The 26,800-nt window shown below is 68.0% G+C and carries 24 protein-coding genes; 7 read left to right on the top strand and 17 right to left on the bottom strand.

Annotation, left to right across the window (positions count from 1 at the left end; genetic code table 11):
* The 6 genes from RZR99_RS21225 to RZR99_RS21200 form a co-directional block, all read right to left on the bottom strand.
* Positions 1 to 789: a sulfite exporter TauE/SafE family protein gene (locus RZR99_RS21225; RefSeq protein WP_323121745.1), complete on the bottom strand. Its 789-nt coding sequence runs from the start codon at positions 787 to 789 to the stop codon at positions 1 to 3.
* Between the two features lie 408 nt (positions 790 to 1,197).
* Positions 1,198 to 1,926 carry a class I SAM-dependent methyltransferase gene (locus tag RZR99_RS21220; protein WP_323121744.1) on the bottom strand — a complete coding sequence of 243 codons (729 nt, stop codon included), beginning with the start codon at positions 1,924 to 1,926 and terminating at the stop codon, positions 1,198 to 1,200.
* Positions 1,927 to 1,939: 13 nt separating this feature from the next.
* Entirely contained in the window at positions 1,940 to 3,382 is a 1,443-nt protein-coding gene (locus RZR99_RS21215) for an MFS transporter (protein ID WP_323121743.1), read from the bottom strand.
* Between the two features lie 117 nt (positions 3,383 to 3,499).
* Positions 3,500 to 4,636 (bottom strand): glycerophosphodiester phosphodiesterase, encoded by a 1,137-nt coding sequence (locus RZR99_RS21210; RefSeq protein WP_323121742.1) that lies wholly within the window; start codon positions 4,634 to 4,636, stop codon positions 3,500 to 3,502.
* Positions 4,637 to 4,790: 154 nt separating this feature from the next.
* The gene (locus RZR99_RS21205; protein WP_323121741.1) at positions 4,791 to 5,327 is read right to left on the bottom strand and encodes a GNAT family N-acetyltransferase; all 537 of its coding nucleotides are present in this window, start codon (positions 5,325 to 5,327) and stop codon (positions 4,791 to 4,793) included.
* Positions 5,324 to 5,908, bottom strand: coding sequence for a helix-turn-helix domain-containing protein (locus tag RZR99_RS21200; protein WP_323121740.1), 585 nt, complete (start codon positions 5,906 to 5,908; stop codon positions 5,324 to 5,326). The genes RZR99_RS21205 and RZR99_RS21200 overlap by 4 nt, the downstream gene beginning before the upstream one ends.
* Before the next feature lie 121 nt (positions 5,909 to 6,029).
* On the opposite strand from RZR99_RS21200, the gene RZR99_RS21195 reads away from it, so the two are divergent.
* Positions 6,030 to 6,944 carry a LysR family transcriptional regulator gene (locus RZR99_RS21195; RefSeq protein WP_323121739.1) on the top strand — a complete coding sequence of 305 codons (915 nt, stop codon included), beginning with the start codon at positions 6,030 to 6,032 and terminating at the stop codon, positions 6,942 to 6,944.
* 66 nt (positions 6,945 to 7,010) lie between these two features.
* Here the strand turns inward: RZR99_RS21195 and RZR99_RS21190 are convergent, their stop codons facing one another.
* From RZR99_RS21190 to RZR99_RS21180, 3 genes are all read right to left on the bottom strand, one after another.
* A complete protein-coding gene (locus RZR99_RS21190; protein WP_323121738.1) occupies positions 7,011 to 8,348 on the bottom strand; it encodes a dihydroorotase in 1,338 nt (445 codons plus the stop codon).
* A gap of 2 nt (positions 8,349 to 8,350) precedes the next feature.
* Entirely contained in the window at positions 8,351 to 8,911 is a 561-nt protein-coding gene (locus RZR99_RS21185; protein ID WP_323121737.1) for a gamma carbonic anhydrase family protein, read from the bottom strand.
* A gap of 173 nt (positions 8,912 to 9,084) precedes the next feature.
* Positions 9,085 to 10,317 carry an MBL fold metallo-hydrolase gene (locus RZR99_RS21180; protein ID WP_323121736.1) on the bottom strand — a complete coding sequence of 411 codons (1,233 nt, stop codon included), beginning with the start codon at positions 10,315 to 10,317 and terminating at the stop codon, positions 9,085 to 9,087.
* A gap of 230 nt (positions 10,318 to 10,547) precedes the next feature.
* Here RZR99_RS21180 and RZR99_RS21175 point away from each other — a divergent pair, with 230 nt between their 5' ends.
* Entirely contained in the window at positions 10,548 to 10,994 is a 447-nt protein-coding gene (locus RZR99_RS21175; protein WP_323121735.1) for a winged helix-turn-helix transcriptional regulator, read from the top strand.
* Here the strand turns inward: RZR99_RS21175 and RZR99_RS21170 are convergent, their stop codons facing one another.
* The gene (locus RZR99_RS21170) at positions 10,995 to 11,867 is read right to left on the bottom strand and encodes a LysR family transcriptional regulator (protein ID WP_323121734.1); all 873 of its coding nucleotides are present in this window, start codon (positions 11,865 to 11,867) and stop codon (positions 10,995 to 10,997) included.
* A 157-nt stretch (positions 11,868 to 12,024) separates the two neighbouring features.
* Here RZR99_RS21170 and RZR99_RS21165 point away from each other — a divergent pair, with 157 nt between their 5' ends.
* Positions 12,025 to 13,047 (top strand): NAD(P)H-quinone oxidoreductase, encoded by a 1,023-nt coding sequence (locus RZR99_RS21165; RefSeq protein ID WP_323121733.1) that lies wholly within the window; start codon positions 12,025 to 12,027, stop codon positions 13,045 to 13,047.
* A 26-nt stretch (positions 13,048 to 13,073) separates the two neighbouring features.
* Here the strand turns inward: RZR99_RS21165 and RZR99_RS21160 are convergent, their stop codons facing one another.
* Positions 13,074 to 13,934 carry a LysR family transcriptional regulator gene (locus RZR99_RS21160; RefSeq protein WP_323121732.1) on the bottom strand — a complete coding sequence of 287 codons (861 nt, stop codon included), beginning with the start codon at positions 13,932 to 13,934 and terminating at the stop codon, positions 13,074 to 13,076.
* 140 nt (positions 13,935 to 14,074) lie between these two features.
* Here RZR99_RS21160 and RZR99_RS21155 point away from each other — a divergent pair, with 140 nt between their 5' ends.
* Both RZR99_RS21155 and gloA read left to right on the top strand, forming a co-directional pair.
* The gene (locus RZR99_RS21155) at positions 14,075 to 14,371 is read left to right on the top strand and encodes a putative quinol monooxygenase (RefSeq protein ID WP_323121731.1); all 297 of its coding nucleotides are present in this window, start codon (positions 14,075 to 14,077) and stop codon (positions 14,369 to 14,371) included.
* Positions 14,372 to 14,387: 16 nt separating this feature from the next.
* Positions 14,388 to 14,783, top strand: coding sequence for a lactoylglutathione lyase (gene gloA, locus RZR99_RS21150; protein WP_323121730.1), 396 nt, complete (start codon positions 14,388 to 14,390; stop codon positions 14,781 to 14,783).
* A 20-nt stretch (positions 14,784 to 14,803) separates the two neighbouring features.
* Here the strand turns inward: gloA and RZR99_RS21145 are convergent, their stop codons facing one another.
* Entirely contained in the window at positions 14,804 to 15,292 is a 489-nt protein-coding gene (locus RZR99_RS21145; RefSeq protein ID WP_323121729.1) for an Lrp/AsnC family transcriptional regulator, read from the bottom strand.
* 162 nt (positions 15,293 to 15,454) lie between these two features.
* Here RZR99_RS21145 and glmS point away from each other — a divergent pair, with 162 nt between their 5' ends.
* Complete coding sequence (glmS, locus tag RZR99_RS21140; RefSeq protein ID WP_323121728.1) at positions 15,455 to 17,284, top strand: glutamine--fructose-6-phosphate transaminase (isomerizing); 1,830 nt, start codon at positions 15,455 to 15,457, stop codon at positions 17,282 to 17,284.
* Between the two features lie 183 nt (positions 17,285 to 17,467).
* Here glmS and RZR99_RS21135 read toward each other — a convergent pair whose 3' ends face one another.
* From RZR99_RS21135 to RZR99_RS21115, 5 genes are all read right to left on the bottom strand, one after another.
* On the bottom strand, positions 17,468 to 17,821 hold the full coding sequence (locus tag RZR99_RS21135) for a copper-binding protein (RefSeq protein WP_323121727.1): 354 nt from the start codon (positions 17,819 to 17,821) through the stop codon (positions 17,468 to 17,470).
* Positions 17,818 to 21,024, bottom strand: a complete 3,207-nt coding sequence (locus tag RZR99_RS21130; protein WP_323121726.1) for an efflux RND transporter permease subunit — start codon at positions 21,022 to 21,024, stop codon at positions 17,818 to 17,820. Before RZR99_RS21130 ends, RZR99_RS21135 begins: the two co-directional genes overlap by 4 nt.
* Entirely contained in the window at positions 21,021 to 22,556 is a 1,536-nt protein-coding gene (locus tag RZR99_RS21125; RefSeq protein WP_323121725.1) for an efflux RND transporter periplasmic adaptor subunit, read from the bottom strand. Before RZR99_RS21125 ends, RZR99_RS21130 begins: the two co-directional genes overlap by 4 nt.
* Positions 22,557 to 22,567: 11 nt before the next feature.
* Entirely contained in the window at positions 22,568 to 23,860 is a 1,293-nt protein-coding gene (locus RZR99_RS21120) for a TolC family protein (protein WP_323121724.1), read from the bottom strand.
* Positions 23,861 to 23,951: 91 nt separating this feature from the next.
* Positions 23,952 to 24,317, bottom strand: a complete 366-nt coding sequence (locus RZR99_RS21115; RefSeq protein WP_323121723.1) for a hypothetical protein — start codon at positions 24,315 to 24,317, stop codon at positions 23,952 to 23,954.
* 977 nt (positions 24,318 to 25,294) lie between these two features.
* On the opposite strand from RZR99_RS21115, the gene RZR99_RS21110 reads away from it, so the two are divergent.
* On the top strand, positions 25,295 to 26,800 hold a 1,506-nt coding region (locus RZR99_RS21110; protein WP_323121722.1), incomplete at its 3' end, for a DUF2957 domain-containing protein.

Here is a 26,800-nt window from a genome sequence, read left to right as displayed (position 1 = left end):
TCAGGACAGCACCAGCTTCGCGCCGACCGCGACGAGCGTCGCGGCCAGCACCCGGCGCAGCAGCCCCTCGGGGGCGCGCGTCGACAGATGGCTGCCGATCACGATGCCGGGCAGGGAGCCGACCAGCAGCGACAGCAGCAGCGACCAGTCGACCGAGCCGAGCAGCCAGTGTCCCATGCCGGCCACCAGCGTGAGCGGCACCGCGTGCGCGATGTCCGAGCCAACGATCCGGGTGGTCGCGAGCGTCGGGTAGAGCAGCAGCAGCACGGTCACGCCGATCGCGCCGGCGCCGACCGACGTCAGCGACACCAGCACGCCGAGCACCGCGCCCGTGAGGACGGTGGCGGCCAGCGTGCGCGCCGGGCTCGCGGAGAACGAGCGCCGCGCGGCGAGCGCCGCGAGCTGCGGGCGAAACAGCAGCGCGACCGACGTCAACAGCAGCGCGCAGCCGAGCACGAGCTGGATCAGCCGGTTGGTGCCGTGCGAATTCATCCCGTGCGCGTGCAGGATCCACAGCGTGATCGCGGCGGCCGGCACGCTGCCGGCGGCGAGACGGCCGGTGATGCGCCAGTCGACGGTGCCCTTGAGCCCGTGCACGAAGGTGCCGGTCGCCTTGGTCGCCGCCGCGTACAGCAGGTCGGTGCCGACCGCCGTCGCCGGGTGGACGTTGAACAGCAGGACCAGGATCGGCGTCATCAGCGAACCGCCGCCGACGCCCGTCAGGCCGACGAGAAAGCCGACGAACAGGCCGGACAGGGAGTACAGCAGATCGATATGGGGGAGCGTCATCGGCGGGGCGGTCGGGCGGCCGCGAGCGGCGGCGCGTGGATCAAAGTCCGCCATTGTCGCAAAACTGGCGCATCGGCGCGGGAATGCGCAAAAAAGTCGAGGCGGGCGCCCGAGCGGCGCAGGTTCTCTGGGGCGGTCGATCGCGCCATGAGGACGCCCGGCCGACGATTGCCCGAGGGCCACCGCGATACCGCGCGTTATCGACGCCGGGTGCATGCCGTGCGGATGCCGCCGGAACGGAACCGCGGCCGCTGACCAGCCACCGCGGGCTCGGCGGCGATATCGGCTTCGATTCGACGATCGCCTTTCGTCACCCGTGCGCCGCCGCCTTCAGCCGCGCCGCCAAGCGTTCATCCGCTGGCGATCGACGCACGCCGGCTCGCCCACTGCCGTCACGAACCGGAGGGGTCAGCGTTGCGCGCGCACCAGCAGCATCATGGGCCGTTCGCGTTCGTCGGCGAGCGCGGGCATCGCGTCGATCTGGGCTTGCGTGGGGCCCCATTCGTCGAGATGGGCGAGCGTGAAACCTTGGGCGATCAGCAGGTTGACCAGCGTGGCGAGCGTGCGGTGCTGCTTGACGACGCCTTCCGCGAGCCAGTGCGTGACGCGTGGCCCTTCGACCTGATAGCGGTCGATCGGCCAGGTCCGGCGGCCGTCGGCGCCGGTGACGAACCCCGGCTGTGCGGGCGCCATGAAAATCGGGTGCTCGATCGAGAACAGCAGCGTGCCGCCCGGCGCGAGCGCGCGATGCAGCGTGGCGAACAGCGCGGGCAGGTGCTCGATGTAGTGGAACGCGAGCGAGCTGTACACGAGGTCGAACGCCGCATCGGGCAGGTCGAGCGTCTCCAGGTCGGCCCGGCGATAGCGGACCGACGTGTGCGGCGTGGTGGCCGCCGCGCGCGCGAGCATCTTCTCTGATACGTCGATGCCCAGTACGCTGGCCGCGCCGTGTTCGGCCGCCCAGCGGCAGAACCAGCCGTAGCCGCAGCCGAGATCGACGACGTCGGCACCGCGCAGGTCCGGCAACTGCGCGCGCAGCGCCGGCCATTCCGGCGCGCCGTCGAGGCCGTGCATCGAGCGGTTCAGACGGCTGTAGCCGTCGAAGAACGCGGGATCGTCGTAGATGTTCTGGGTCATGGCCGTCGCGGCTTCAGTGGGTTGCGCCGTTCAGCGAGGCGGAGGCCGCCGGCATCGCGCCGACGCGCAGCGCCATGGCGACCAGCGCCGCCACGACGGCGAAGCCCGCGCCGAACATGAACGCGACGTGATAGCCGCCGTTCAGCGCGGCCGGCAGCGGCGCGTGCCCGGCGAGCAGGTCGCCGGTGCGCGCGGCGGCGAGGCTCGCGAGCACCGCGAGGCCCAGTGCGCCGCCCATCATGAACGACGTGTTGACGATGCCCGACGCGAGCCCCGATTCGTGCTGTTCGACGTCGTTCATCGCGGCGAGCAGCACCGGATTGAACGCGATGCCCGCACCCAGGCCGAGCAGCAGCATGCCGGGCAGCACGTGCGGTACGAAGCCGCCGTCGGCCGGCGCGCAGGCGAACAGCAGGAGGCCGGCCGCCGCGAACAGCAGGCCGGCCGCGATCGGGCCGCGAATGCCGAAGCGCATCACGATCTTCGCGGATACGCCGAGCGAGCACGCGGCCATGATCAGGTTGGCGGGCAGGAACGCGAGCCCGACCTGCAGCGGACCGTAGCCGAGCACGCGCTGCAGGTAGAGCGCCGTCAGGAAGAACCACGCGAACATCGCCGCCGCCCACAGCACGGCGACCACGTTCGCGAGCGCGACGTTGCGTTTCACGAACAGCGACAGCGGCATCAGCGGATGCGCGACGCGCGCCTCGATCGTGACGAACGCCGCGAGCAGCGCGGCCGCGCACGCGAGCAGCCCGAGCGTCTGCGCCGACAGCCAGCCGGCCTCGTTGCCGTTGACGATGCCGTACACCGCGAGCATCAGCGACGCGGTGACGGCGACGGCGCCCGCCACGTCGAGCCGCGCGTCGCCGGCCGGCGGCGCCACCTTCGGCATCAGCGCGGCGGAGACCGCGTAGACCGCGATGCCGATCGGCAGGTTGACGAGGAAGATCCAGTGCCAGCTGAGCGCGCTGGTGAGCAGCCCGCCCAGCAGCACGCCGATGCTGCCGCCGCCCGCGCAGACGAATGCGTACACGCCCATCGCCTTCGCGCGTTCGCCGGTTTCGGTGAACAGATTCATGATCAGCGACAGCGAGACCGCCGACACGAGCGCGCCGCCGAAGCCCTGCAACGCGCGCGCGGCGATCAGCACGAACTGCGTCTGGGCGAGCCCGCACGCGAGCGACGCGAGCGTGAAGAGCGTGAGACCGAGCAGGAACATCCGGCGGTGGCCGAACAGATCGCCGAGCCGTCCGGCAAGCAGCAGGCAGCCGCCGAACGTCAGCATGTACGCATTGACCACCCAGACGAGCGCGGTCTCGGAGAAGTGCAGCGCGGCGCTGATCGACGGCAGCGCGACGTTGACGATGGTCGAGTCGAGCACGATCATCAACACGCCCAGACATAGCACGATCAATGCATACCAGCGTTTTTCGCCGTGAATGCCGTGTGTCATGGAACAAGGGCCTCGAGGAGGTTTGACGAGGCAGCATTGTAAGCGTGCCGAGAGACGAAATGCTGACGCTTCCTGACTGCCGGCGCGCCACGGCGGGGCCCGCGCCGGCTCGCGGCGTCAGCGCTTGAAGGTGTCGACCGCCTGGCGACCGACGGCGGGATCGTCGGTGAAGAAACCGTCGATGCCCGCGCGCAGGTAGGCCTGGATTTCCTGCACCGATCCGGCCGGGTTGCGCGTGTCCGGCGTGCCGGCGCCCTTGAGCGATTTCGGCAGGAAGTTGTTTTCCGGACGGAAGGTGTACGGGTGCACGAGCAGCCCCGCCTGATGCGCGTCGCGCACGTAGCGGGTCGGCTTTTGCAGCGTGCCGTCGCCGGCGACCGCGATGATCGACGTCTTGTACGGACCGACCGCGTTCGCATACTTCGCGATCTCGCGCATGCCGTTTTCCGTCGACAGGTCGCCGTAGGTGCGCCGGTCGCCCGCGACGACGAAATCGTACGGGCGCTGCTGCGCCTCGTCCATCAGCTGCACCAGCTTCCAGTTCGGCCGGGTCGCGCCGATCCGCGCGCGGATCGCCTTCAGGTTCGCGACCTCGAACGACTGGATGTACACGGTGGCCTGGCGGGCCGTGTAGCTGTCCTTGTTCAGCGCGTCGACGAGGCGGTTCTCGAGCGGCAACCCGATCGACTGGAAATAGGTCGGGTGCTTGGTTTCCGGATACAGGTGGATGGTGCGGCCGACCCGACCCGACATCTCCTTCGCGAGCGCGACGATCTCGTCGAAGGTCGGGATCTCGAACTGGTCGTTGTACGCGGCGTTCGCCGGGCGGAATTGGGCAATCCGCTCGCGGGCGCGCAGCGTCTTCAGCTCGGCGAGCGTGAAGTCCTCGGTGAACCAGCCGGTCAGCGCGGTGCCGTCGATCGTCTTGGTGGCCTTGCGGCTCGCGAACTGCGGCAGCGTCGCCACGTTGGTCGTGCCGGAGATCTCGTTTTCGTGGCGGGCGACCAGCACGCCGTCGCGGGTCGATACCAGGTCCGGCTCGATCACGTCCGCGCCGTCCTCGATCGCCTTCCGGTACGACGCGAGCGTGTGCTCCGGGCGCAGCGCGCTGGCGCCGCGATGGCCGACCACCTGGACTTTCGCGGCGATCGGCTGGGTGACGTCGGGGTTGTCGTCGCCGCCGCAGGCAGCAAGCGACAGGGCGGCGGCACAGGCGAGGACGACGGGGGAAACGGCGAACGGGCGCTTGAACATGGCGGTCCTGAATGCATGAGTCGAAGGAGAGGCGACACCGCGCGGCGCGTAGCGCATCGCGCGGACGGTCCGACATGCGTGGCCGGCCGGGAGGCGATCCTCGCAGCGAATCATTACATATGTATTACTTTGGCCTGTCTATTTTTGTACAGCGTCAATCCGCGTGCAGCCGTTTGCAGAAGAAGGTCGTCGAGCAGAGCGCGCCGTCCGGCATCAGCGCGTAGTCCGGCACGATGCCGACCCGTTGCCAGCCCGAGCCCGCGTACAGCGGCTCCGCCGCGCCGCCGGTGACCGTATCGAGGACGAGCACGGTCCTGCCGGCGTCGCGCGCGGCGGATTCCAGCACGGCCAGCAGGCGCTGCGCGACGCCTTGCCGGCGCGCAGCGCGGTGCACGAGCAGTTTCGCGACGTCGGCGCGGTGCGGCTGGTTCTCGGGCAGATCGGTTAGCAGCTGCACGGTGCCGACGATGCGGCCCGCCGTATCCTCCGCGACGAACAGCATCCGCTCGCCGCGCGCGACGCTTGCCGCGACGCCGCGCCAGAACGCCAGCGCCTTGTCGCGCGCGAGCGGCCACATGAAGCTCACCGACGCGCCGCCGTCGACGCAATCGATCAGCACGTCGGCCAGCGCGTCGACGCATGCCGCCGCTGCGGCGGCATCGAGCCGGCGTACCGCGATCGCGCTGCTCATGGCGTGCGCCTCGCGGGGTGCGGCGTCACGATGGTCAGCGCGACCAGATAGCGCGCGGCCTTGCGGGTCGGATTGAAGAACAGGGTGGGGCGGTCGAGCCGCATCGCGAGGCAGTCGCCCGGCGCGACGCGCCAGGTGTCGCTGCCGCTCGTGATGTCCATTTCGCCTTCGAGCATCCAGATCTGCTGGTGGATGTCGGTGTCGCGCTCGCCGGTGTCGTATGCGACCCGCTCGCCGGCGGGAAAACGCACCTCGACGAGCTGCAGCGGCGATGCGACCGCGGGCGACAGGTTGCGGCGGACGTAGCCCGACGCGGGATCCCGCCATTGCGGCTGATCGGTGGCGCGCGACAGCGGAGACGCCGCCTCCGACGCGGGTTCCTCGAACAGCGACGCGAGCGACGCGCCGAGCGCGGTCGCGAGCCGTTCCAGTACGGCGGCCGTCGGGCTGCTCTGCGCGCGTTCGATCAGCGAGATGGTCGAGCGGCTCACCTTGCTGCGTTCGGCGAGCGCGTCGAGGGAGTAGCCGGCGCGGTCGCGCAGTTCGCGAACGCGCCGGGCGATCAGTCGATTGATGTCCATGGGCTCTACTTTACTGGAAAATAATTCCAGTAAAGTAGAATTTGACGGCCGGGGCGAGGGCTGCTCGACACGGACATTTTCGCTGCCGGTGCTACGCTTTATTCCACGGAGGAATGCCGCCATGGATCGTTTGACTGCGATGGAAACATTCGTCAGCGTGATCGAGGCCGGTTCGTTCTCGGGCGCCGCGCGTCGCCTGAAGGTGGGGCAGCCCGCGGTATCGAAATCGGTTGCGCAGCTGGAGACCCGGCTCGGCGTGCGCCTGCTCGCGCGCTCGACGCGCGGCCTTGCGCCGACCGAGGCCGGCCGGAAGTTCTACGAGCGCGCGAAGCGGGCGATCGACGAGGCCGACGAGGCGGAGTTCGCGGCGCGCGGCGCGGGGGCGGGGCTGAACGGCACGCTGCGCGTCTGCGCGGCGGTGACGTTCGCGCGCTTGCACGTCGTGCCGCACATGCAGGCGTTTCTCGACGAGCATCCGGATTTGTCGGTGGAATTCGTGCTCGACGACCGGCAGATCGATCCGGTGGGCGAGGGCATCGACGTCGCGTTGCGAATGGGGACGGGGTTGCTCGACTCGAGCATGATCGCGCGCAAGATCGGCGCGAGTCCGCGACGGGTGATCGGCACGCCCGCCTATCTCCGGCGAGCGGGCGTGCCGCGCGAGCCGGAGGATCTGGTCGCGCACCAGATGCTCGTCTACGATCCGCGCGGCGCCGGCGCGGCGTGGAAGTTTCGGCGCGAGCATACCGAGGTGGCGGTCGAGACGTCGGGCCGGCTGCGCGTGCACGCGGCGGAAGGGGTGCGCGCCGCGGTACTGGCCGATCTGGGTCTTGCCGTCGCGTCCGAGTGGATGTTCGCCGACGTGCTGCGCAGCCACGCGGTGCAGGCGGTGCTGACCGACTGGACGCTGCCGGGCGTCGAGCTGTGGGCGGTGTTTCCGGGCGGCCGCATGGCGAGCGCGAAGGCGCGCACCTTCGTCGCGTTCGTCGAGACGATGCTGAGCCTCGCCGAGGCCGGGCGCGAAGCGGACGGTTGAGCGGTCGAGGGCGCCGCGCCGGGTCGCGCGTCGCATCGCGCGTGCGGGGTTATTCCGCCCGGCGCGTCAGCGCGCGAAACGAAGCGGCAGGCCCTGGCAGTCGTCGTGCAGTCGGCCGTCGAGCCAGGCGATCTGCCCGGACACGATCGTCGCGCGCACTGCATGACGGAAGCCGTGATGCTCGAACGGCGTCCAGCCGCAGCGCGCGAGCACCGGCAGATCGCGGACGGGACGCGGCTGCGCGAGCCGTTCGACCAGCGCGAGATCCGCCCAGTAGCCTTCGCGCAGATAGCCGCGCTGTTCGATCGAGAAACGGTCGGCGACCGCATGGCTGGTCTTCGCGACGAGCGTCGCGAGCGGCACGACGCCGTCGGCCGCGAGTTCGAGCAGCGCGGGCAGCGCATGCTCGGCGAGCGGCAGCCCCGCCGATGCGTCGAGGTACGCGCGCTGCTTGTCGGCGAGCGTGTGCGGCGCGTGATCGGTGCCGATCACGTCGATCCGGCCGCTCGACAGCGCGGCGCGCAGTGCGTCGCGATCGGCGCGGGTCTTGATCGCCGGATTGCATTTGATGCGGTGGCCGAGGCGCGCGTAGTCGCGATCGTCGAACAGCAGATGATGGATGCAGGCTTCGGCGGTGATCGCCTTGCCCGCGCTCGGGGCGGGTTCGAACAGTTCAAGTTCGCGCGCCGTCGTGATGTGCAGCACGTGCAGCTGGGTGCCGAAGCGCTTCGCAAGCGAAACGGCCAGGCTCGACGATTGGTAGCACGCTTCGCCGTCGCGGATCAGCGGATGCTGGTCGGGCGGGATCTCGGCGCCGAACCGCGCGCTCCATTCGGCTTCCCGCGCGCGGATGCGCGGCGTGGCTTCGCAATGCGTGAGCAGCGGCAGCCGGCATACGGCGAACAGCCGCTCCAGTACGGCGGGGTCGTCGACCAGCATGTCGCCGGTGCTCGCGCCCATGAACACCTTCACGCCGGCGGCGCGGCACGGATCGAGCGCGGCGATCGTGTCGAGATTGTCGCGGCTCACGCCCACGTGGAAGCCGTAGTTCGCGACCGAGTGCAGCGCCGCGCGCCGCTCCTTGTCGGCGAGCGCGTCGAGCGTCAGCGTCGGCGGCGACGTGTTCGGCATGTCCATGAAGCTCGTGATGCCGCCCGCGACGGCCGCGCGCGATTCCGTCGCGATCGTCCCCTTGCGCGGCGCGCCCGGTTCGCGGAAATGCACCTGGTCGTCGATCATGCCCGGCAGCAGCCACGCGCCGCGCGCATCGAGCGCGTGCTCGCCCGGCCGGCCGTCGAGACTGCCGGCGATCTGCTCGATGCGGCCGTTCCGGACGCGCAGGTCCGCGTCGAACTCCCGCCCTTCGTTGACGAGCCGCGCATGCCGGATCAGCAGGGTCGTCATCGTCAGAACTCGTTCTGCAGCGCTTTGTAGCCGCGTACCAGGTCGACGTTGGTGCGCGCGACGTCCTCCGAGAATTCGGTCGCGGAGACGCTCACCTTCGGCAACTGCGCGAGGTCGGTGCGCGGGCCGATGCGTTCGGTCGAGGCGACATAGAAACCGGGCGGCAGCGAGCAGCCGTCGACGACGGCGTTGTGCCGCACCACGCAGCCGGCGCCGACCGCGCAGTTGAACAGCACGCTGTTGAAGCCGATGAACACGCGGTCGCCGACCTCGCATGGACCGTGGATGATCGAGCGGTGCGCGATCGACGTATGTTCGCCGATGGTCACGGCCGCGCCCGATTTCGAATGGATCACGACGCCGTCCTGGATGTTCGAGTTCGCGCCGATCACGATCGGCTGCATGTCGCCGGACGCATCGACCTCGTCGGCACGGATCACCGCGTACGGGCCGACGAATACGTTGTCGTGGATCACGACCTTGCCGCAGATGATCGCGGTCTGGTCGACGTAGGCGGACTGGGCGATCGTCGGCAGATGGCCGGACGGGTTTTTGCGAATCATCGGAGGACCCGGCGAGGAGCATAGGATTCGAAACAATATAACATATCATTTCTGCAAGCAAGGCCGGCATGACGGGCGAGGCGGGGCGAGGCTGGATGGGGAGGCGGGACCGCGCGCGGCTCGCGCACGGTCCGGCGCCCCGTCGTCGCTTGACGCCGGGGCGACCGGGGAGGTTACTGCGCGGTGTCGAACTGCAGCGTGCCCTTCAGGTGCAGCGTCTCGCCGTTCGAATGCACGATGTTCGAGTAGACGATGCCCTTCTCGAAATCTTCGACATGCACGACGTTGTCGCCGGTATGCGGCTCGTGCCAGTACACCATGTAGATCTGCGGGCGCAGCAGGGTCGCGTGGTATTCCACGGTGTCCGTCAGGCCGGTGAACTGGCCGTCGAGACCGGTGAACGTCATCGTGCGGTCGTTCTTGAAGTCGAGCAGGAAGCCGGTGTCGCCGAAGCGGACGCGCACCTTCTTGCCCGCGGCGGGGAACGCGGGCGCGGCGGCGCTGACCGGCCACTGCATCTCGCCCTTGATGACCTTCGCGCTCAATTCGAGCGACGACACGTCGGCGAGGCCGGGATAGCGGGCCTTCATCGCGGCGATCAGCGCGGCGGAATCCGGCGCCTTCGCGGCCTCGGCTTCGAACGCCTTCAGATAGTCGCGGGTGAAGCGCACCGAGGCGAGCGTGAACGGCTCGCTGCCGTCGGGGTTCGGCAGGTAGTGGCCCGGCACGACGCGGCGCGGGTTCAGCGCGTCGATGCGCTCGAGCGTCTTGAGCCAGTTCGCGCGCGATTGGGGCGTTTGGGTATCCGCGATCCACACGTGGATGTTCGCCGCCACCGGAATGCCGCCGACCACGGCGTGCGCCGACGGAATCGATACGAACGTGCGGTCCGGCGACGGGCCGTCGAGGCCGACGATGCGCAGCGTCTGGCCGTCGAGCGTGAGCGTGTCGCCCGCGAGCGGCTCGGGCACGACGAGCGCGCGCGGTGCGTTGTCCTTCAGGATCGGCCCCCAGTACGCGAGCTTGTCGTCCTTGTTCGCGCGGATCGCGGCAACCGTCTGCGGCGTCGCGACGATCTTCGCGTCGGGGAAGGTGGCCTTGATCGTGTCGAGCCCGAAGTAGTAGTCCGGGTCGCTGTGGCTGATGTAGACGAGCTTCAGCGGCTTGCCGGTCGCCTTGATCTTGCGTACCAGCGCCTCGGCGTCGTTGCGCTGGAACTGCGCGTCGATGAGCAGCGCGCCGGTCTTGCCGGTGACGATTTCGGACGACACGGGGAACGTGCTTTTCTCGCCCGGGTTGTAGACGTCGATGTGCAGCGGGGCGGCGGCAGGGGCCGCATGGGCGGCGGCCGCGCCGAACAGCGCGGCGACGGTGGCGGCGAAAGCCGCGAGAGATCGCAGGGTCATGAGGATTCCATTGAGAGCGGTGGGTGCCGGGCGCGCCGGAACAGGACCGGCCGGGCGCGGCGAATGGCTGAGTACGACGGGTCCGATGCGCGATGAAGGCGCGCGGCCACCTCTTGCTGAATGCTTTGCTTAACTAAGGAAGCAGCGGGGGCCGCGTGCGGTAAAGCGGGCTTCGGCGCAAGTGCTAGTATCTCCGGGTCAGGTAGTTACTGGCGGAAACTATAGTCCGGATGGGAGTCATGGGGAAGAACGCACCGCAAAGTGAGTTGGTTACCGGCAGGAAACCTTCGTTGCTCGACGTGCCGCAAAAAGGCAACGTCTACGCATCCGAATGCCCGACGCGGCTCGTGCTCGACCGGATCGCCGACAAATGGACCGTGCTGATCCTCGCGCTGCTGATTCATCAGCCGCTGCGGTTCAACGCGCTGCTCAGGCAGGTCGAGGGGCTGTCGCAGAAGGTGCTGTCGCAGACGCTGAAGCGCCTCGAGCGCGACGGGCTGCTGAGCCGGACCGTCTACGCGACGGTGCCGGTGTCGGTCGAATACGCGCTGACGCCGCTCGGCGCGACGCTCGCCCGTTCGCTGACGCCGATCATCGCGTGGGCGGAGACCCACATCGACGCGGTGGTCGCGGCGCGCGACGCGTACGACGCAAGGCAGGACGCCCCGGCCGCCTGATCAGGCGGCCGGGGCGAATGCGGCGACGATTCCGTCGATCGTCGCGCGGATGCGTGCGGTGTGGCGGAGATCCTGATGCGTGACGAGCCACACCTCGTACGGCGATTCGTCCGTGCGCGACGGCCAGATCCGCACGAGCCCGTCGCGCTCGCCGAGATGCACGGGCAACGCGCCCAGCCCGATACCGAGCCGGATCGATGCGCGCAGCATCAGGTTCGAATTGACGCCCGCGACGATCCGTCCGCCGTGAATCGGCTCGCCGCACAGCGTCGGCGCGCGGGACAGACCGAGATGAGGCTGATAGACGGCGAGATCGTGGCCCGCGAACGCGGTGCCCGGCGCCGGTTCGCCGCGCCGGGCCAGATAGCCGGCCGATGCGTACAGCCCGACCGGCCAGCGCGCGAGACGGCGTGCGAGCAGATCCGGGTTGTCCGGCTTGACGGTGCGCACCGCGATGTCCGCTTCGCGCTTCGCGAGATTGAGCACGTGGGTGGACGTGTTGAGCTGAAACCGCAGATCGGGATGGGCGGCGTGCAGCTTCTCCAGCGTGGGGATCAGGAATTCCAGCGCGATCGAATCGGTGGTGGTGATCCGCACGTCGCCCGCCAGCTTCCTGTCGATGCCGTGCATCTGCCGCACGAAGTCGTGCGCGGATGCCTCCATGCTCTCCGCCGCGCGCAGCGCGAGCTGGCCGGCGGCAGTCGGGACATAGCCGCCCGACGTGCGCAGGAACAGCGTCGCGCCGAGCGTGTGCTCCAGCGCCGCGATGCGGCGGCCGACCGTGGCCTGATCGAGCTTCAGCGTACGCGCCGCCGCGCGCAGTGTCCGGTCGCGCTGCACCGCGAGAAAAATCCGCGCGTCATCCCAGTTCATCGTGTTCCTTCGCCGATGCAAATTTGCATGATTCGATCGGCAAATTGCAGCACAGATTCCGGCGCGGCGAAAGCTACACTCGATTCACTCCTTGCAGCCGCGATTCAAGATTCCATTCCGGCGTCATCGCGGCCGCGGCCTGTTTCGAGGTGAAGCGATGCATGCGCGCAGCCAGACCCTGCCGTCGACCATGACGGCCATCGAGATTACCCGCCCCGGCGGCCCCGACGTGCTCGTGCCCGCCGCCCGGCCGGTCTCGGCGCCCGACGCCGAACAGATCCTGATCCGCGTGCACGCGGCCGGCGTGAACGGACCGGACGTCCTGCAGCGCAAGGGCCTGTACGATCCGCCGCCGGGCGCTCCCGATATTCCCGGGCTCGAAGTGGCGGGCGAGGTGGTCGCGGTGGGCGCGCGGGTTACGCGCTTCGCGCCGGGAGACCGGGTCTGCGCGCTGATTCCGGGCGGCGGCTATGCGCAGTACGCGGTCGCGCACGAAACCAACGCGCTGGCGATCCCCGACCGGCTGAGCTTCGCCGAGGCGGCGGCGGTCCCCGAGACCTTCATGACGGTGTGGCTGAACCTCTTCCAACGCGGCCGCCTGGCGGCGGGCGAGACCGTGTTGATCCACGGCGGCGCGTCGGGGATCGGCACGACCGCGACAATGCTCGCGAAGGCCTTCGGCGCTTCGACCGTCATCACGACGGTCAGCTCCGATGCGCAACGCGAGGCCAGCCTGCGGCTCGGCGCCGATCACGCAATCAACTACCGGGACACGGACTTCGTGGAAGCGGTGCTGGGCATCACGGCCGGCCGGGGCGCCGACGTGATCGTCGACATCGTCGCGGGCGACTATGTCGCGCGCAACTACCGGGCTGCCGCGATGAACGGACGGATCGTGCAGATCGGCGTGATCAAGGGGCCGGCGCAGAACGTCGATCTCTTTCCGATGTTGACCAAACGCCTGACGCACATCGGCTCGACGCTGCGCTCGCGGTCGTATGCGGAGAAGGCGGCGCTGATCGACGAACTGCAGCGTCAGGTGTGGCCGCTGTTCGAGAAGGGCGAGCTGAAGCCGCTGGTCCATGCGCGCTTCGCGCTGGCCGATGCGTGCGGCGCGCACGAGATGCTGGAAGCGAGCCGCCACATCGGCAAGGTGGTGCTCGACGTCGCGCACGCCTGACGGCCTCGCGCGGCGCTCCCGCGGCGTCAGCCGCGCGGGGGCGCCGCGACGATGTCGATGAACTCCGCGATCAGCGTCGAGCGCTGCTGCTTGCGCCAGATGAAGTAGAGATGGCTTTCGCCGATCGCATCGAGCGCATGCGCGCGCAGGCCGGCGGCATCGACGCTGGCGCGGATGAAGCTCTCCGGCGCGCACGCGATGCCGTGACCCGCCGCGACGCACGCGAACATGACCGGATACGACTCGACCTCAAGCAATGCGCGCGGCGCGGCGCCGGTGCGCGCGAGCCACTCGTCGACCTGCTGGCGGTAATAGCAGTCGGTGCCGAACACGTACATTTCGAATTCGGCGAGCCGGGCGGGCGACGGCGTGCGCAGCGCGCGCGGCGTGACGAGCTTCAGGGTTTCGCGAAACGCGAGCGAACTCGCGAGCAGCGGATGTTCGATCGGGCCGTCGGATACGATCAGGTCCAGCTCGCCGTCGATCAGCCGGCGTTCGAGCGCGAACGAATGGCCGGGGTGGACGTGCAGTTCGACGCCGGGCATCGCACGCCGGTATTCGGCGATCCGTTTCGGCAGATGGCTGCCGAGCGCGACGTCGAGCGCGCCGAGCCGTAGCGCGCCGGCACGCCGCTCGCCCGCGAACAGCTGCCGCGTGTCGTCGGCCGCGCCGAGCAGCGCCTTTGCCCGGTCGTACAGCAGCCGCCCTTCGGGCGTGACCAGCAGGCGATTCCGTTCGCGGCTGAACAGCGTCACGCCGAGCAGCGCTTCCAGTTCGCGCAGGCGCGTCGTGATGTTCGACGGGACGCAATGGAGTTGTTCGGCCGCGGCGGCGATCGTGCGCTGCTCCACGACCGCGCAGAAGAACCCGAGCTGGGACAGTTTCATGATCGTCACTTTATGTCAGCGATTGAATCATTATAAGTTACTTTTTTTCAGCATCAGGCGGTCGTATCGTGCGACTCGGGGTGCAGCCGGGCAGGTGTTCCGACGGCCGCTGCACCGTGTTGACTCCACGAGGAAAGATCATGACCTATCACGTTCTGGTGCAGTTCGACGTACCGTCCGAGCGGCGCGACGATTTCGCGAAAGCCGGCCTGTTCGATGCGGCCGAGTCGCTGGCCCGCGAGCCGGGCACGTTGCGCTTCGAGGTGATCCGCGACGAGCACAACCGCAATCGTTTCTATCTGGACGAGGTGTACGAGGACGAGGCGGCCTTCGCACAGCACTGCCGCAACGACACGATCAAGCGATTCTACGAACTGATCGACCACTATGCGTTCGGTCCGGTATTCCTGTTCAAGGGCTACCGGGTCGACGCGTGAGCGGAGGGGATACGCCATGCGCATGCTGCACACGATGCTGCGCGTCACCGACCTGAATGCGTCGCTCGAGTTTTACCATCGGGCGCTCGGCATGCGGGTGCTGCGCCAGCAAGCGTATCCGGAGGGGCGTTTCACGCTCGCGTTCGTCGGCTATCGCGACGAGCGCGAAGAGGCGGCGCTCGAACTGACGTGGAACTGGGATCGCGATGCGTACACGCACGGCGACGCGTACGGCCATATCGCGATCGAGGTCGACGATGCGGCACGCACGTGCGTCGACGCCAAGGTGCTCGGCTACCGGGTCGTGCGAGAGGCGGGCCCGATGCAGCACGGCCGGACGGTGATCGCGTTCATCGAAGACCCGGACGGCCACCGGATCGAACTGATCGAGAAAGGCACGCAGTTCGACTGAGCGCCCGGACCGGTGGCGCGCTATGCGCCGCGCGCGGCGGCCGGCACGGGCGCGTTGGCTTCGAATTTCGCGCGATAGGTCGAGAAGAACGTCCGCACGTTGCGGACGTTCGCCGCGTGCGTGAAGAGCCGCCGGGCAAGCGCGTCGTAGGCGTCCATGTCGGAGAGGTCGGCGATCACGACGAAGTCCGGCCCCGGCGACACGCGATAGCACTGCGTGACGGCCGGTTCCGCGCAGATATACGTTTCGAAGGCCGCGTGATCCTCGGCCGTCTGCCGGTCGAGCGTGATCTCGATGATCGCGGTCAGGGTCGGGCCGAACGCGAGCGGATCGAGGATCGCGATCTCGCGCACGATCACCCCCAACTCGCGCAGGCGGCGCACGCGGCGCAGGCAGGTGGGCGGCGACGCATGCGCGAGCTTCGCGAGATCGACGTTCGTCAGCGACGCATCGGTTTGCAGCAGGCGCAGCAGGCGCAGGTCGAGATCGTCGAGAGAGACCTGAGTCACGAAGATGCCTCCGGAAACGCGGAAGAGATGAAATAAAATTTCAACATGAATTTTGATTCGCTGATTATTTCATTGATAAATATATTATGAAATAAAATTCCACATCAACGCTTTTAGTATCGCAAGCACGGACACAAACAGAACGACGTGTGGAGAAGCGATATGTGTGGAATTGTCGGAGCGGTAGCGCAGCGGGACATCCTGCCGGTGCTGGTTGACGGTCTGAAGCGGCTTGAATATCGCGGCTACGATTCGTGCGGCGTCGCGCTGTATCAGGCGCGCAAGCTGGTCCGCGCGCGCAGCGTCGAGCGGGTCGCGCAGCTGCAGGAGGCGATCGCGCGCGATGGGTTGAGCGGCTATACCGGCATCGCGCATACGCGCTGGGCGACGCACGGGCGGCCCGTGACCGGGAACGCCCATCCGCATGTGTCGCCGGACGGCGAGCATCCGCGCATCGCGTTGTCGCACAACGGCATCATCGAAAACCACGAGACGCTGCGCGCCGAACTCGAACGGCTCGGCTACGTGTTCGCGAGCCAGACGGACAGCGAGGTGATCGCGCACCTGATCGACAGTCTCTACAGCGGAGACCTGTTCGAAGCGGTCCGCGATGCGGTCGCGCGCCTGCGCGGCAGCTACGCGATCGCGGTGCTGTGCCGCGACGAGCCGCACCGGCTGGTCGGCGCGCGCGACGGCATGCCGCTGGTCGTCGGGGTGGGCGACGGCGAGCACTTTCTCGCCTCGGATGCCATCGCGCTCGCGAACGTCACGGACCGGATCGCCTACCTGGAAAACGGCGACGTGGTCGACGTGCAGCTGCATCGCCACTGGATCGTCGATGCGCAAGGGCAGCGGGTCGAGCGGGCCGTGCATCGCGTGGCCACGCATAGCGGCGCGGCCGATCTCGGGCTCTACCGCTACTACATGCAGAAGGAGATCTTCGAGCAGCCGCGCGCGGTGGCGGATACGCTGCAGGACGTCACGTCGGTGATGCCGGAGTGGTTCGGCGACAGCGCGTGGCGCGTGTTCAACGCGGTCGACTCGGTGCTGCTGCTCGCGTGCGGCGGCAGCTATCACGCGGCGCTGACCGCCAAGTACTGGATCGAAAGTCTTGCGCGGCTGCCGGTGAACGTGGAGATCGCGAGCGAGTACCGCTATCGGGACAGCGTGCCGAACCCGCGCACGCTGGTGGTCGCGGTGTCGCAGAGCGGCGAGACCGCCGACGTGCTCGGCGCGCTTCAGATGGCGCGGCGGCAGGGGATGCCGCATACGCTCGCGATCTGCAATGTCGCCACCAGCGCACTGGTGCGCGAATGCGCGCTGAACTTCATCACGCGGGCGGGCGTCGAGATCGGCGTCGCGTCGACCAAGGCGTTCACGACGCAGCTGGTCGCGCTGTTCATGCTGGCGCTCGCGCTGGCGCAGGTGAAACAGCGGCTGCCGGAACAGGACGAGCAGGCGCATCTGCGCGCGCTGCGCCATCTGCCCGATGCGATGACCCGGGTGCTGGCGCTCGAACCGAACATCATCGCGTGGGCCGAGCTGCTGACGCGGCGCGAGAACATCCTGTTCCTCGGGCGCGGCATGCATTTTCCGGTGGCGCTCGAAGGGGCGCTGAAGATGAAGGAGATTTCGTACATCCACGCCGAGGCGTATGCGGCGGGCGAGCTGAAGCACGGGCCGCTCGCGCTGGTGAGCGGCGAAATGCCGGTGGTCGCGGTCGCGCCGAACGACAGCTTGTTCGAGAAGCTCAAATCCAACATGCACGAAGTCAGCGCGAGGAGCGGGCGGCTGTTCGTGTTCGCCGACAGCGACTGCGGGATCGCGCCGAGCGACGGCGTCGATGTGATCCGGTTGAACGAGTATTACGGGCCGTTGTCGCCGATTCTCCATACGCTGCCGATGCAACTGCTCGCGTTTCATGCGGCGCTCGCGCGCGGGACGGATATCGATAAGCCGAGAAACCTGGCGAAGTCGGTGACGGTGGAGTGAGGGGGCGTCGAGCGACGGTGCCGGCAAGGCAGCGGGTCGTTCGATGGCGGCGAAAGGCAGCGTCCGCCCGCCGTCGAACCGGCGCAACGATTCGCCCGTGCCCGCCGCGAGCGGAATTCCACTCATCCGATCGACATCGGCGGCGCGCGGGCCGATACCCGCGCGCCCGACGTCAGCTCCGCATCAAGGCCGTTTTTCGAGCTTCACGATGGTCAGCGTGCCGTCGATCTCCTCGACGCGCACCCGGACCTTGTCGCCTTCCCGGATCTGCTTGAGCATCGCGGCATCCCGCGCTTTGAACGCCATCGTCATCGCCGGCATACCGACGTTCGCCAGCGCGCCGTGCTTCAGCGTCACCATGCCGGTCGCGGCGTCGACCTTCCTGACTTGCGCATCGGTCAGCGCGGCGCTCGACGCGGCGTTCGTCGGCGATGCGCCGGACGACATGTCCATGCCGGCCATGTCGTTGCCCGCCCAGGCGGACGGGGAAGACGCGGCGGCCAGGACGACGGACACGACAACAATCAGCTTCTTCATCGGATTTCTCCAGTGGGGTTGACCGGCGCGTTCGCGCCGGAAGGGACTGCATCGGGGGAAGGGAGCGCACCGGCTCGCGCCGCGCGGCGGCGCTGCAACAGGAACCAGGCGGCCGGAATCACGAACATCGACAGGAGCGGGGCGGTCACCATGCCGCCGACCATCGGCGCGGCGATGCGCTGCATGACTTCGGAGCCCGCGCCGTGTCCGATCATGATGGGGACGAGGCCGGCCAGCACGACGGCCACCGTCATCGCCTTCGGCCGCACGCGCAGCACCGCGCCCTCGCGAATCGCGTCGAACAGCCGCGCCTCGGTGAGCGGTTCGCCGTCCGCCAGGCGACGATCGAGCGCCGCCTTCAGGTACAGCAGCATCACGACGCCGAACTCCGCCGCGACGCCCGCGAGCGCGATGAACCCCACCGCGGTCGCCACCGACACCGAGTGACCGAGCATCCAGATCAGCCAGAAGCCGCCGACCAGCGCGAACGGCACGGTCGACATCAGCAGCAGCGCATCGGCCACCGAATCGAAGGTCAGGAACAGCAGCACGAAAATGACGACGAGCGTCACGGGAATCACCGTGCGCAGCCTGGCCGCCGCGCGCTCCAGATACTCGAACTGACCCGACCATGCGATCGAGTAGCCGGGCGGCAGCCGGACCTGACGGGACACCGCGGTCTGCATGGCCTTCACGGCGGACTGCAAATCGGTGTCGCGGATATCGACGTACACGTACCCGGCGGGCCGCGCATTCTCGCTGCGGATCATCGGCGGCCCGTCGGCAATCGCGACGCGCGCGACGTCGCCGAGCCGGATCTGCGCGCCGCGCTCCGTGACGATCGGCAACTGCCGGAGCTGCTCGAGCGAGTCGCGGATCTCGCGCGGATAGCGCAGGTTGATGGGAAAGCGCTCGCGGCCCGCGACGACTTCGCCCACGTTCTCGCCGCCCACCGCCGACGACACGACCGACTGGATATCCATGACGGCCAGCCCGTAGCGCGCGGCCGCGAGCCGGTCGATGTCCACGTCGATGTAGCGGCCGCCGTTCAGCCGCTCCGCCAGCGCCGAACTCACTCCGGGCACGCCTTTGACCGCCGCCTCGACCTGGGTCGCGATGCGATCGATCTGCGTGAGATCCGGCCCGGAAATCTTGACGCCCACCGGCGTCTTGATGCCGGTGGACAACATATCGAGCCGATTGCGGATCGGCGGCACCCAGACGTTCGACAATCCGGGCACCTTCACGGTCCGGTCCAGTTCGTCGACCAGCTTCTCCGGCGTCATGCCCGGCCGCCACTGGCTGCGCGGCTTGAACTGGATGGTGGTCTCGAACATCTCGAGCGGCGCGGGGTCGGTGGCGCTGTCGGCGCGGCCGGATTTGCCGAACACCGTGGCGACCTCGGGCACCGTCTTGATGAGCCGGTCGGTCTGCTGCAGCAGTTCGCTCGCCTTGTCGGCGGAAATGCCCGGCAGCGCGGTCGGCATGTACAGCAGATCGCCTTCGTCGAGCGGCGGCATGAATTCGCTGCCCAGGCGCGAGACGGGCACGATCGTGACGGCCAGCGCGACGACCGCGAGACCGATGGCCGCCCACGGCCGGCGCAGCGTCGCTTCGAGCAGCGGGCGGTACAGCCGGATCAGCGCGCGGTTGATGGGATTCGCGTTCTCGTGCGGAATCCTGCCCCGGATGAGGTAGCCCATCAGCACCGGCACGAGCGTGACCGACAGGCCGGCCGCCGCCGCGATCGTGTAGGTCTTCGTGAAGGCGAGAGGCGAGAACAGCTTGCCTTCCTGGCCCTCCAGCGAGAACACCGGGATGAACGACAGCGTGATGATGAGCAGCGAGAAGAACAGCGCGGGGCCGACCTCGGCGGCGGAGGTCGCGATGAGTTCCCAGCGCTTCGCGGCCGTCATCCGCAGGTCCGGAAATTCATGCTCGAACGCCTCGAGATGCTTGTGCGCGTTCTCGATCATCACGATGGCCGCGTCGATCATCGCGCCGATCGCGATCGCGATGCCGCCCAGCGACATGAGGTTCGCGTTGACGCCTTGATAACGCATCACGATGAACGCCGCGAGCACGCCGAGCGGCAGCGACAGGATCGCGACGAGCGCGCTGCGCAGATGAAACAGGAACACCGCGCAGACGAGCCCGACGATGATGAACTCCTCGACGAGCTTGTCCTTCAGGTTGTCCACCGCGCGCTCGATGAGTGTCGAGCGGTCGTAGGTCGTGACTACCTCGACGCCGGGAGGCAGCGACCGCTTCAGGTCCGCCAGCTTCGCCTTGACGGCCTCGATGGTCGTCAGCGCGTTCTTGCCCGAGCGCATCACGATCACGCCCCCGGCGACTTCGCCCTGGCCGTTCAGCTCGGCGATACCGCGCCGCATCTCGGGGCCGATCTGGATGCGCGCCACGTCGCCGAGCAGTACCGGCGTGCCGGCCTCGTTCGTGCGCAAGACGACGTTGCGGAAGTCGTCGAGCGTATGCAGGTAGCCGGACGAGCGCACCATGTATTCGGATTCGGCCAGCTCCACGACCGCGCCGCCCGACTCCTGGTTCGCGCGGCCGAGCGCGTCGGCCACCGCGGCCTGCGTGATGCCGTACGCGCGCAGCCGGTCCGGGTCGAGCACGACCTGGTACTGGCGCACCATGCCGCCGATGCTGGCCACCTCGGACACATCCGGCACCGACTTCAGCTCGAACTTCAGGAACCAGTCGTTCAGCGCGCGCAGCTGACCGAGGTCGTGTTGCCCGGTCCGGTCGACCAGTGCGTACTCGTACACCCAGCCGACCCCGGTCGCATCCGGTCCGAGCGAAACCGTCGCGCCCGGCGGGAGGCGGCTCTGTACCTGGTTCAGGTATTCGAGCACGCGAGAGCGCGCCCAGTACTGATCGGTCTTGTCGTCGAACAGCACGTAGACGAACGCATCCCCGAACGACGAGTACGCGCGGATGGTTTTCGCGCCGGGCACGCCGAGCAGCGTCGTGGTGAGCGGGTACGTGACCTGGTCCTCGATCACCTGCGACGCCTTGCCGGGATACGAGGCCTTCACGATCACCTGCGTGTCGGACAGGTCGGGCAGCGCGTCGAGCGGCGTCTCGGCAACGGAGTACACCCCCCAGCCGGCCACGAGCACGGTGGCGAGCAGCACCAGAAAGCGATTGTGGATGGACCATCGAATCAGCCGGGCGATCATTGCGCACCTCCGGCCGGCTCGGCCTTCGTCAACAGGTAGCCGTCGTCCGACTGCGTGAAGGCGAAGCGCACGGTCTGCCCGACCCTGACCTGCGGGAAGGCGTCGGGCGAGGGCTTGCGGAACGTCATCGTCATCGCCCCCCAGCCGAGCGCCGGCACGGGTTGATGGGAGAACGTGATGTCCGCGGCGGTCACCTTCTCGACCTTGCCGACGGTGCTGTAGGCCGGGGTGGAGGCGGCCGGCGCGGACGCGGATGCGGGTGTCGCGGCGCTCGCGCCCTGGCTGTCTTCGAGGCGGGGCAGCACCGATTTCAGGCTCGCTTCGGAGTCGATCAGGAACTGGCCCGACGCGACGACCGTGTCGCCGTCGCGCAGGCCGCCGAGCACCTCGGTTTCGTTGCCGACGTCGCGGCCCACGGTCACGGTCGCCGGCTGAAGCCGGCCGTCGCCGTTCCTCACGATGACGATCGAGCGCTTGCCGGTCGTGATGACGGCCTCGGCAGGCACCAGCAGTCGCGATACCGGGTCGCGTCCGCCGACCCGAACGCGCATCAGCATGCCGGGCGTCAGCCTGAGCGCGGCGTTGTCGATTTCCAGCCGCGCCTGCAGCGTGCGGCTGGTGGTGCTGATGCCCGGCAGGATTTCGCGGATGCGCCCGGTGAAGTGCCGGGTCGGGTCGCCGGAGAACGTCGCGTCGACCGTCATACCCGGCTGCACGCTCAGCGCGGACGATTCGGGAATCTCGACGACGAGCCAGAGCGTCGACAGGCCGGCGATCTTCGCGAGGGTTTGCCCCGGCGCGACCATCGCGCCGTCGCGAACGTTCAGTTCGCTGACCACGCCCGTTTCCGGCGACGTCAGGACGACGTGCGTCTGTGCGCGACCGGTCCGGTCGAGGCTCGCGACGATGCCGTCCGGAATCGACATCGCCCGCATCCGTGCGCGCGACGCGTCGAGCAGGCCGGCATCCATCCCGCCTCGCTTGAGCGCGAGGTACTCCTCCTGCGGGGCGAGCCAGTCGGGCACGAACAGCGAAGCGATCGGCGCGCCCCGGGCGATCCGCTGCAGCGGCGCGCTCGCATACAGGCGGTCGATATAGCCGGTGACGCGCGATTGGACGACGTCCGAGCGCGATTCGTCGAATTGCGTGGTGCCGACGGCATCGAAGCCTTCCGTCGTGTCCCGCCGCCGCACGGTCGCGTAGCGAATGCCGAGATTCTGCTGCAGGCCGGGGTCGATCCTGATGCCGGTCGCGCCGCCGCCTTCATCCGCATAGACGGGTTCGAGCGGCATGTTCATGAAGGGCGATTTGCCCGGTTTGTCGAAGTGCTGCTTCGGCACCATCGGGTCGTGCCAGTACAGCACCTTCCTGCCGGTGGCGGCATCGGTCCGGCCGTTGGACGACGGGAGGCCGGCGGGCGCCGAGGCGGCGCCCGCCGGAGCATGGCGGGTTCCCGCGAAGTAGCCCGCGCCGAGCAGCGCGGCAGCGGAGAACAGCGCCGCCGCCGCGCGCATCAGAGGTTTGCGTGTCATGGCGTGTTCCATCATTGAGCGGCGGCCATCGTCGACGGCACGACCTGATATTCGAGTTGGGCCCAGGTCTGCGATACCTCGCGCTTGAGGTCGAGTACCTGCAGCCGGGCTTCCAGCTGCGCGCGGCGTGCCGCGAACGTGTCCGCGAGCGAGCCGGTGCCGGCCCGATACGCGGCGTTCGCGAGTTGCACGCGCTGGTCCGACGCGGGCAACAGGGACTGGCTCAGGCCGGCGATGCGCTCCCGTCCGTTGGCGAGGCGCGCGGATTGCGCGCGGATGTCGGCCTGGACCTGTCGCAGCGTGTCCTCGTACGTCAGCCGCGCCTTCGTCGCGAGCTCGGTTTTCTCGGCGACGTCGCGGTTCTGGCGATTCTTCCGGTTGAGCGGCAGCGGGATCGAGACGCCCACGGACACCATGTTCGAGTACGCGCCGCCGCGCTGCTGGTAGGCGATTTCCCAGGTCCAGTTCGGGCTGCGCTCGCTGTCGGCGACCGCGGTGTCGGCATCGGCGACCGCGATATCGTCCGCCGCGGCCACGAGCGTCGGCTGCGACAGCCGCAACTCGTCGGGCGGGAGCGACGACACGAAGGACTCGGGCGCCGGCGGCTCGCCGCCGACCTCGGCGACGGGCGCGGCGGTCCAGCGGGACAGGCCGATGAGCGCGGTCTGATAGACCTGCTGCGCTTTCAGCACCTGATCCCGGGTCTGCGCCAGCATCGCCTGCGCCTGGATCACGTCGGCGGCGCTCGCGCGGGCGCCGCGATACGACGCCCGGGTCGCGGCAAGCTCATGGTTCATGTGATCGAGCAAGGCTTGCTGCAACGCGAGCGCTTGTTTGGCATACGCGGCGTTCAGCCACGCGGCGGCGGTTTGCTGGCGGACGTTCGCGAGCTGGATCAGGTAAGCGGCGCGCTCGCGGCCGACTCGCTCGTCGGCGAGCGAAGCGCGCAGCCGGCGCTTGTCGCCGGACACCCACTCCTGCTCGATGCCGATGCGCCGCATCGTCATGAAATCCTGGCCGGCGGTGAAGCGCTGCGCGCCGTTGATCGGCAGGTTGTCGATGCCGGCCTTGAGCATCGGGTCCGGCAGCTGGCCGGCCTTGACGGCCGCCTCCGAGCTGGCGCGCACGGACGCCTGCGCGGCCTGCATCGAGGCGGAGCGGTCCGTCGCCGAGCGTAGCGCGGCGTCGAGTGTGAAAGGGGCTTGCTGGGCGTGAACGACGCCCGCGACGAAAAGCGCGGCAACCAAGACGGGCGCGCGCAAGGCAGCACGCCGGCGCAGCGGCGTGCCTGGAATGAATGGCATGTTGGACCCCAACGGCGGAACCCCATAGGGATTCCACGTCCTGTCATAGGACGAACCTCACCGCGATCGCGGTGAACCTGTCAGATCGGGATCAGAGGCTGCGAGGCGGACGCCACAACCCGTTCGGGTCGCGGACCGGGAGAGACTGGACGTAGCGGAAGACGACCGGGCTGGCGAGCGCCGCCGGACGGCTGACGTCGGCCGTGGCGGTCGGATGGTAAAGACTGCCGAACTGGCACTGGGCGCTCAGCTTGCAGAACGCGCCCTTGGTCTTCGCCTTGTCGACCGATGAGGGCTTCACGACGTCGCAGCCGGGCATGTCGGCGGGCGAATCGGCCATGTTCGTGGACATCGCCTGCTGCATCGGACATTCGCCGACCAAGCCGCTCGCCGCCAGCCCCGTGAGGGGCAGCGTCGCGCAGATCAGCAGCAGGATGAAGGTCCGAAGCAGTTTCATGGGGCGGATTATAGCGTGGCATCGCGGCCGCGGATTTCCGGGCGATGCGTTGTTCCGGGACAAGGCGTGCGAGGAGGCCATGCATTCGCCTGCCGCCGCGCCGATGGAGATCCCGCGCACACGAAGGCGGAAGCGATGCGTTGTGGGCCCGATACCCGACAAGAAAAAACCTTGATAGACCGTCGCCGTCCAAAATCGGACAGACGATTGATTTTTTAAAAGACTCGTATGCGCTTCAAGCGCCGCGAGTATTCACATGCAATCCATCCCGATCGGCGCGATTGAGTGCCGCTTATGCCGCGCTCGATGCGCACGCCCGAAAACGCCCCGCAGCATGCGGTGCCGCGGGCATCCATTGATGCATATTTCGTCGCGAAATCCGGTATCGCTGACTTGTACGAAATTGACGCGTCGCATCATCTTGGGGACGGCGTTCGAAAGTCGTCGGAAAGCCCCCGCAAGTCCATTTGATATGAGAAAGTATGGCGTTTGAAAAAACGTCAAAAGCCTTTATCGGACAAGCCTGAGCGAGGTTCATATGTTTGGAACTCTGCATCAATTTACTTGTTCGATTCATCGGATCATAGTCATGAAAAATAAAGCAGCACGATAACTATGAGCGCGTACTACGGAGACTAGGATGATACGCACATACGAGGGGTCTTCAGGACCGTCACTGGCATCTTTCCCCATTCGTGCGGCGGAACGTTCACCGTTTCCGTACGATCGCATGACCGACTAACCATCGATTTCTTCAGATTCCGTTGCCTGCAGGTGCCGCGTTGACACGCCGCGCCGCGGATCGGCTCGCGCCTCGAAGCGCGCGGCGTGTCCGTGTGTCCGTGTCCGGTATCGGCCCGCTCCGGCGGATCTGTTGCGTGTGCAACTGCTTCACCGCCTGGCGACAGGCGCGATACAAACCGGCGCGCCGTTGAGCGACGCCGGAGGAGATGAGTTTTCCCACAAAGGAGGGGGTAATGCTTCGCATTCCTAATATGAGCACGACCATGCTGTCTTGCGTGGTGCTCGCCATGCCGTTTTTTTCGGGTTGCGGCGGCGGAGACGATCCGGGCCCGATCAATGTCGCCCAGTGCTCCGGCAGCAGCTGCCCGCCGAGCGGATCGAACACGACACCCGCCACGCCGACCGTCCTGTGTCCGGCGGTGCTCGACTACACCACCACCTTTACCGGCGGATCGGGCAGCGGCGAATACGTGAAGGTCAAGTTCGATTCGACCAAGAAGACCTACCAGATGCAGTTCATCGAGTCGTCGGTGCCGACTTCGGCCGGACAGATCAACACCACGCGCGCGGGCCTGACGATCAACGGGACCTTCCACAATCCGACCACGCTGCCGACGGCCGAGCAGAACCGCTGCGCGGCGGTGCTGGATAACGGCGTCACCGCCGACGGCACCTACGCGGTCACGATCAACCGCGCCGATCCGCCGATGCTGTTCATCGGCCAGGGCGTGGTGGGCGGCGGCATCCCCGGCGCGACGATCGCGTTCGCCGGCATCGACTTCTTCGGCGTGAAACTCGGCGTGGTGCCGTCGCGCACCTTCGACTTCTACCCGTTCATCGGCTTCACCAACACGCAGACGGATTTCACGAAGGTCGCGGGGAATTACAACGAGGTCGGCGTGCACGTCAATCCGGCCGGCGGCAATTACCAGAGCAGCACGAATCCGCTGGGCTGGGAGCCCGACGTCGTCAACTGGAACCAGACACTCAATGCGGACGGTTCCTGCACGATCACGTCGGGCAGCGACTACTCGTGCCAGACGACCGGCACGCCGTGGACGCTGCGCAAGAACGCCGACGGTTCCGCGGACAACGTGTTCGTGAGCCAGCCGCAGACGGGCTCCGCCTATCCGATCGCGGGGCAGTCGCAGACGATCGTCATCGCCACGCCCAGCCAGGCGAAGGGCATCATGATCGTCGGGCAGCTCAACGGGGTGCTCGTGCCGATCGTGATCCGCGTGGGTTACTCGTCGGTCGACGCGAACAATCCGCTCGCTTCGGTCGCGGATCCGGAAATCGGCATCTCGGTGCTCGCGCCTTCGACGGCCATTGCCGCCAATTCGCTGCAAGGCGGCTACATCGGCGCGACCAGCGCGTCGGCCTGCGGCATCGTGAGCTTCCCCGGCAATGCGGGCTCGCCCGCGACCCCGGGGCCGGCCTTCAATCCCAACATCCCCCACCCGGAACTGCCGGGCGTGTTCTCGGGCAACTTCTTCCAGCCCTGGGCGGGCAACTGCCTCGTCGGCACGGCGGTTTCGACGCCGTCCGCCAACTACACGTCGACGTTGTTCCAGGGCGCGACCGCCGCGCTGATCGATCCGCAGACCTCGCGAGTGAGCTCGCAGCTGTCGCTCGACTATTCGCAGGCCACGCCGGGCAAGGTCAAGGTGACCGCCAACAGCAATTTCTCGGCACAGGGCAGCTCGGGGACGACCGCGATCTTCCAGAAGGGCGATACC

Source organism: Burkholderia alba (genome assembly GCF_034721475.1).
GTDB classification, from domain to species: domain Bacteria; phylum Pseudomonadota; class Gammaproteobacteria; order Burkholderiales; family Burkholderiaceae; genus Burkholderia; species Burkholderia alba.
Note: the sequence above shows the minus strand (reverse complement) of the source record. Positions and strands in the feature narration are given on the sequence as shown.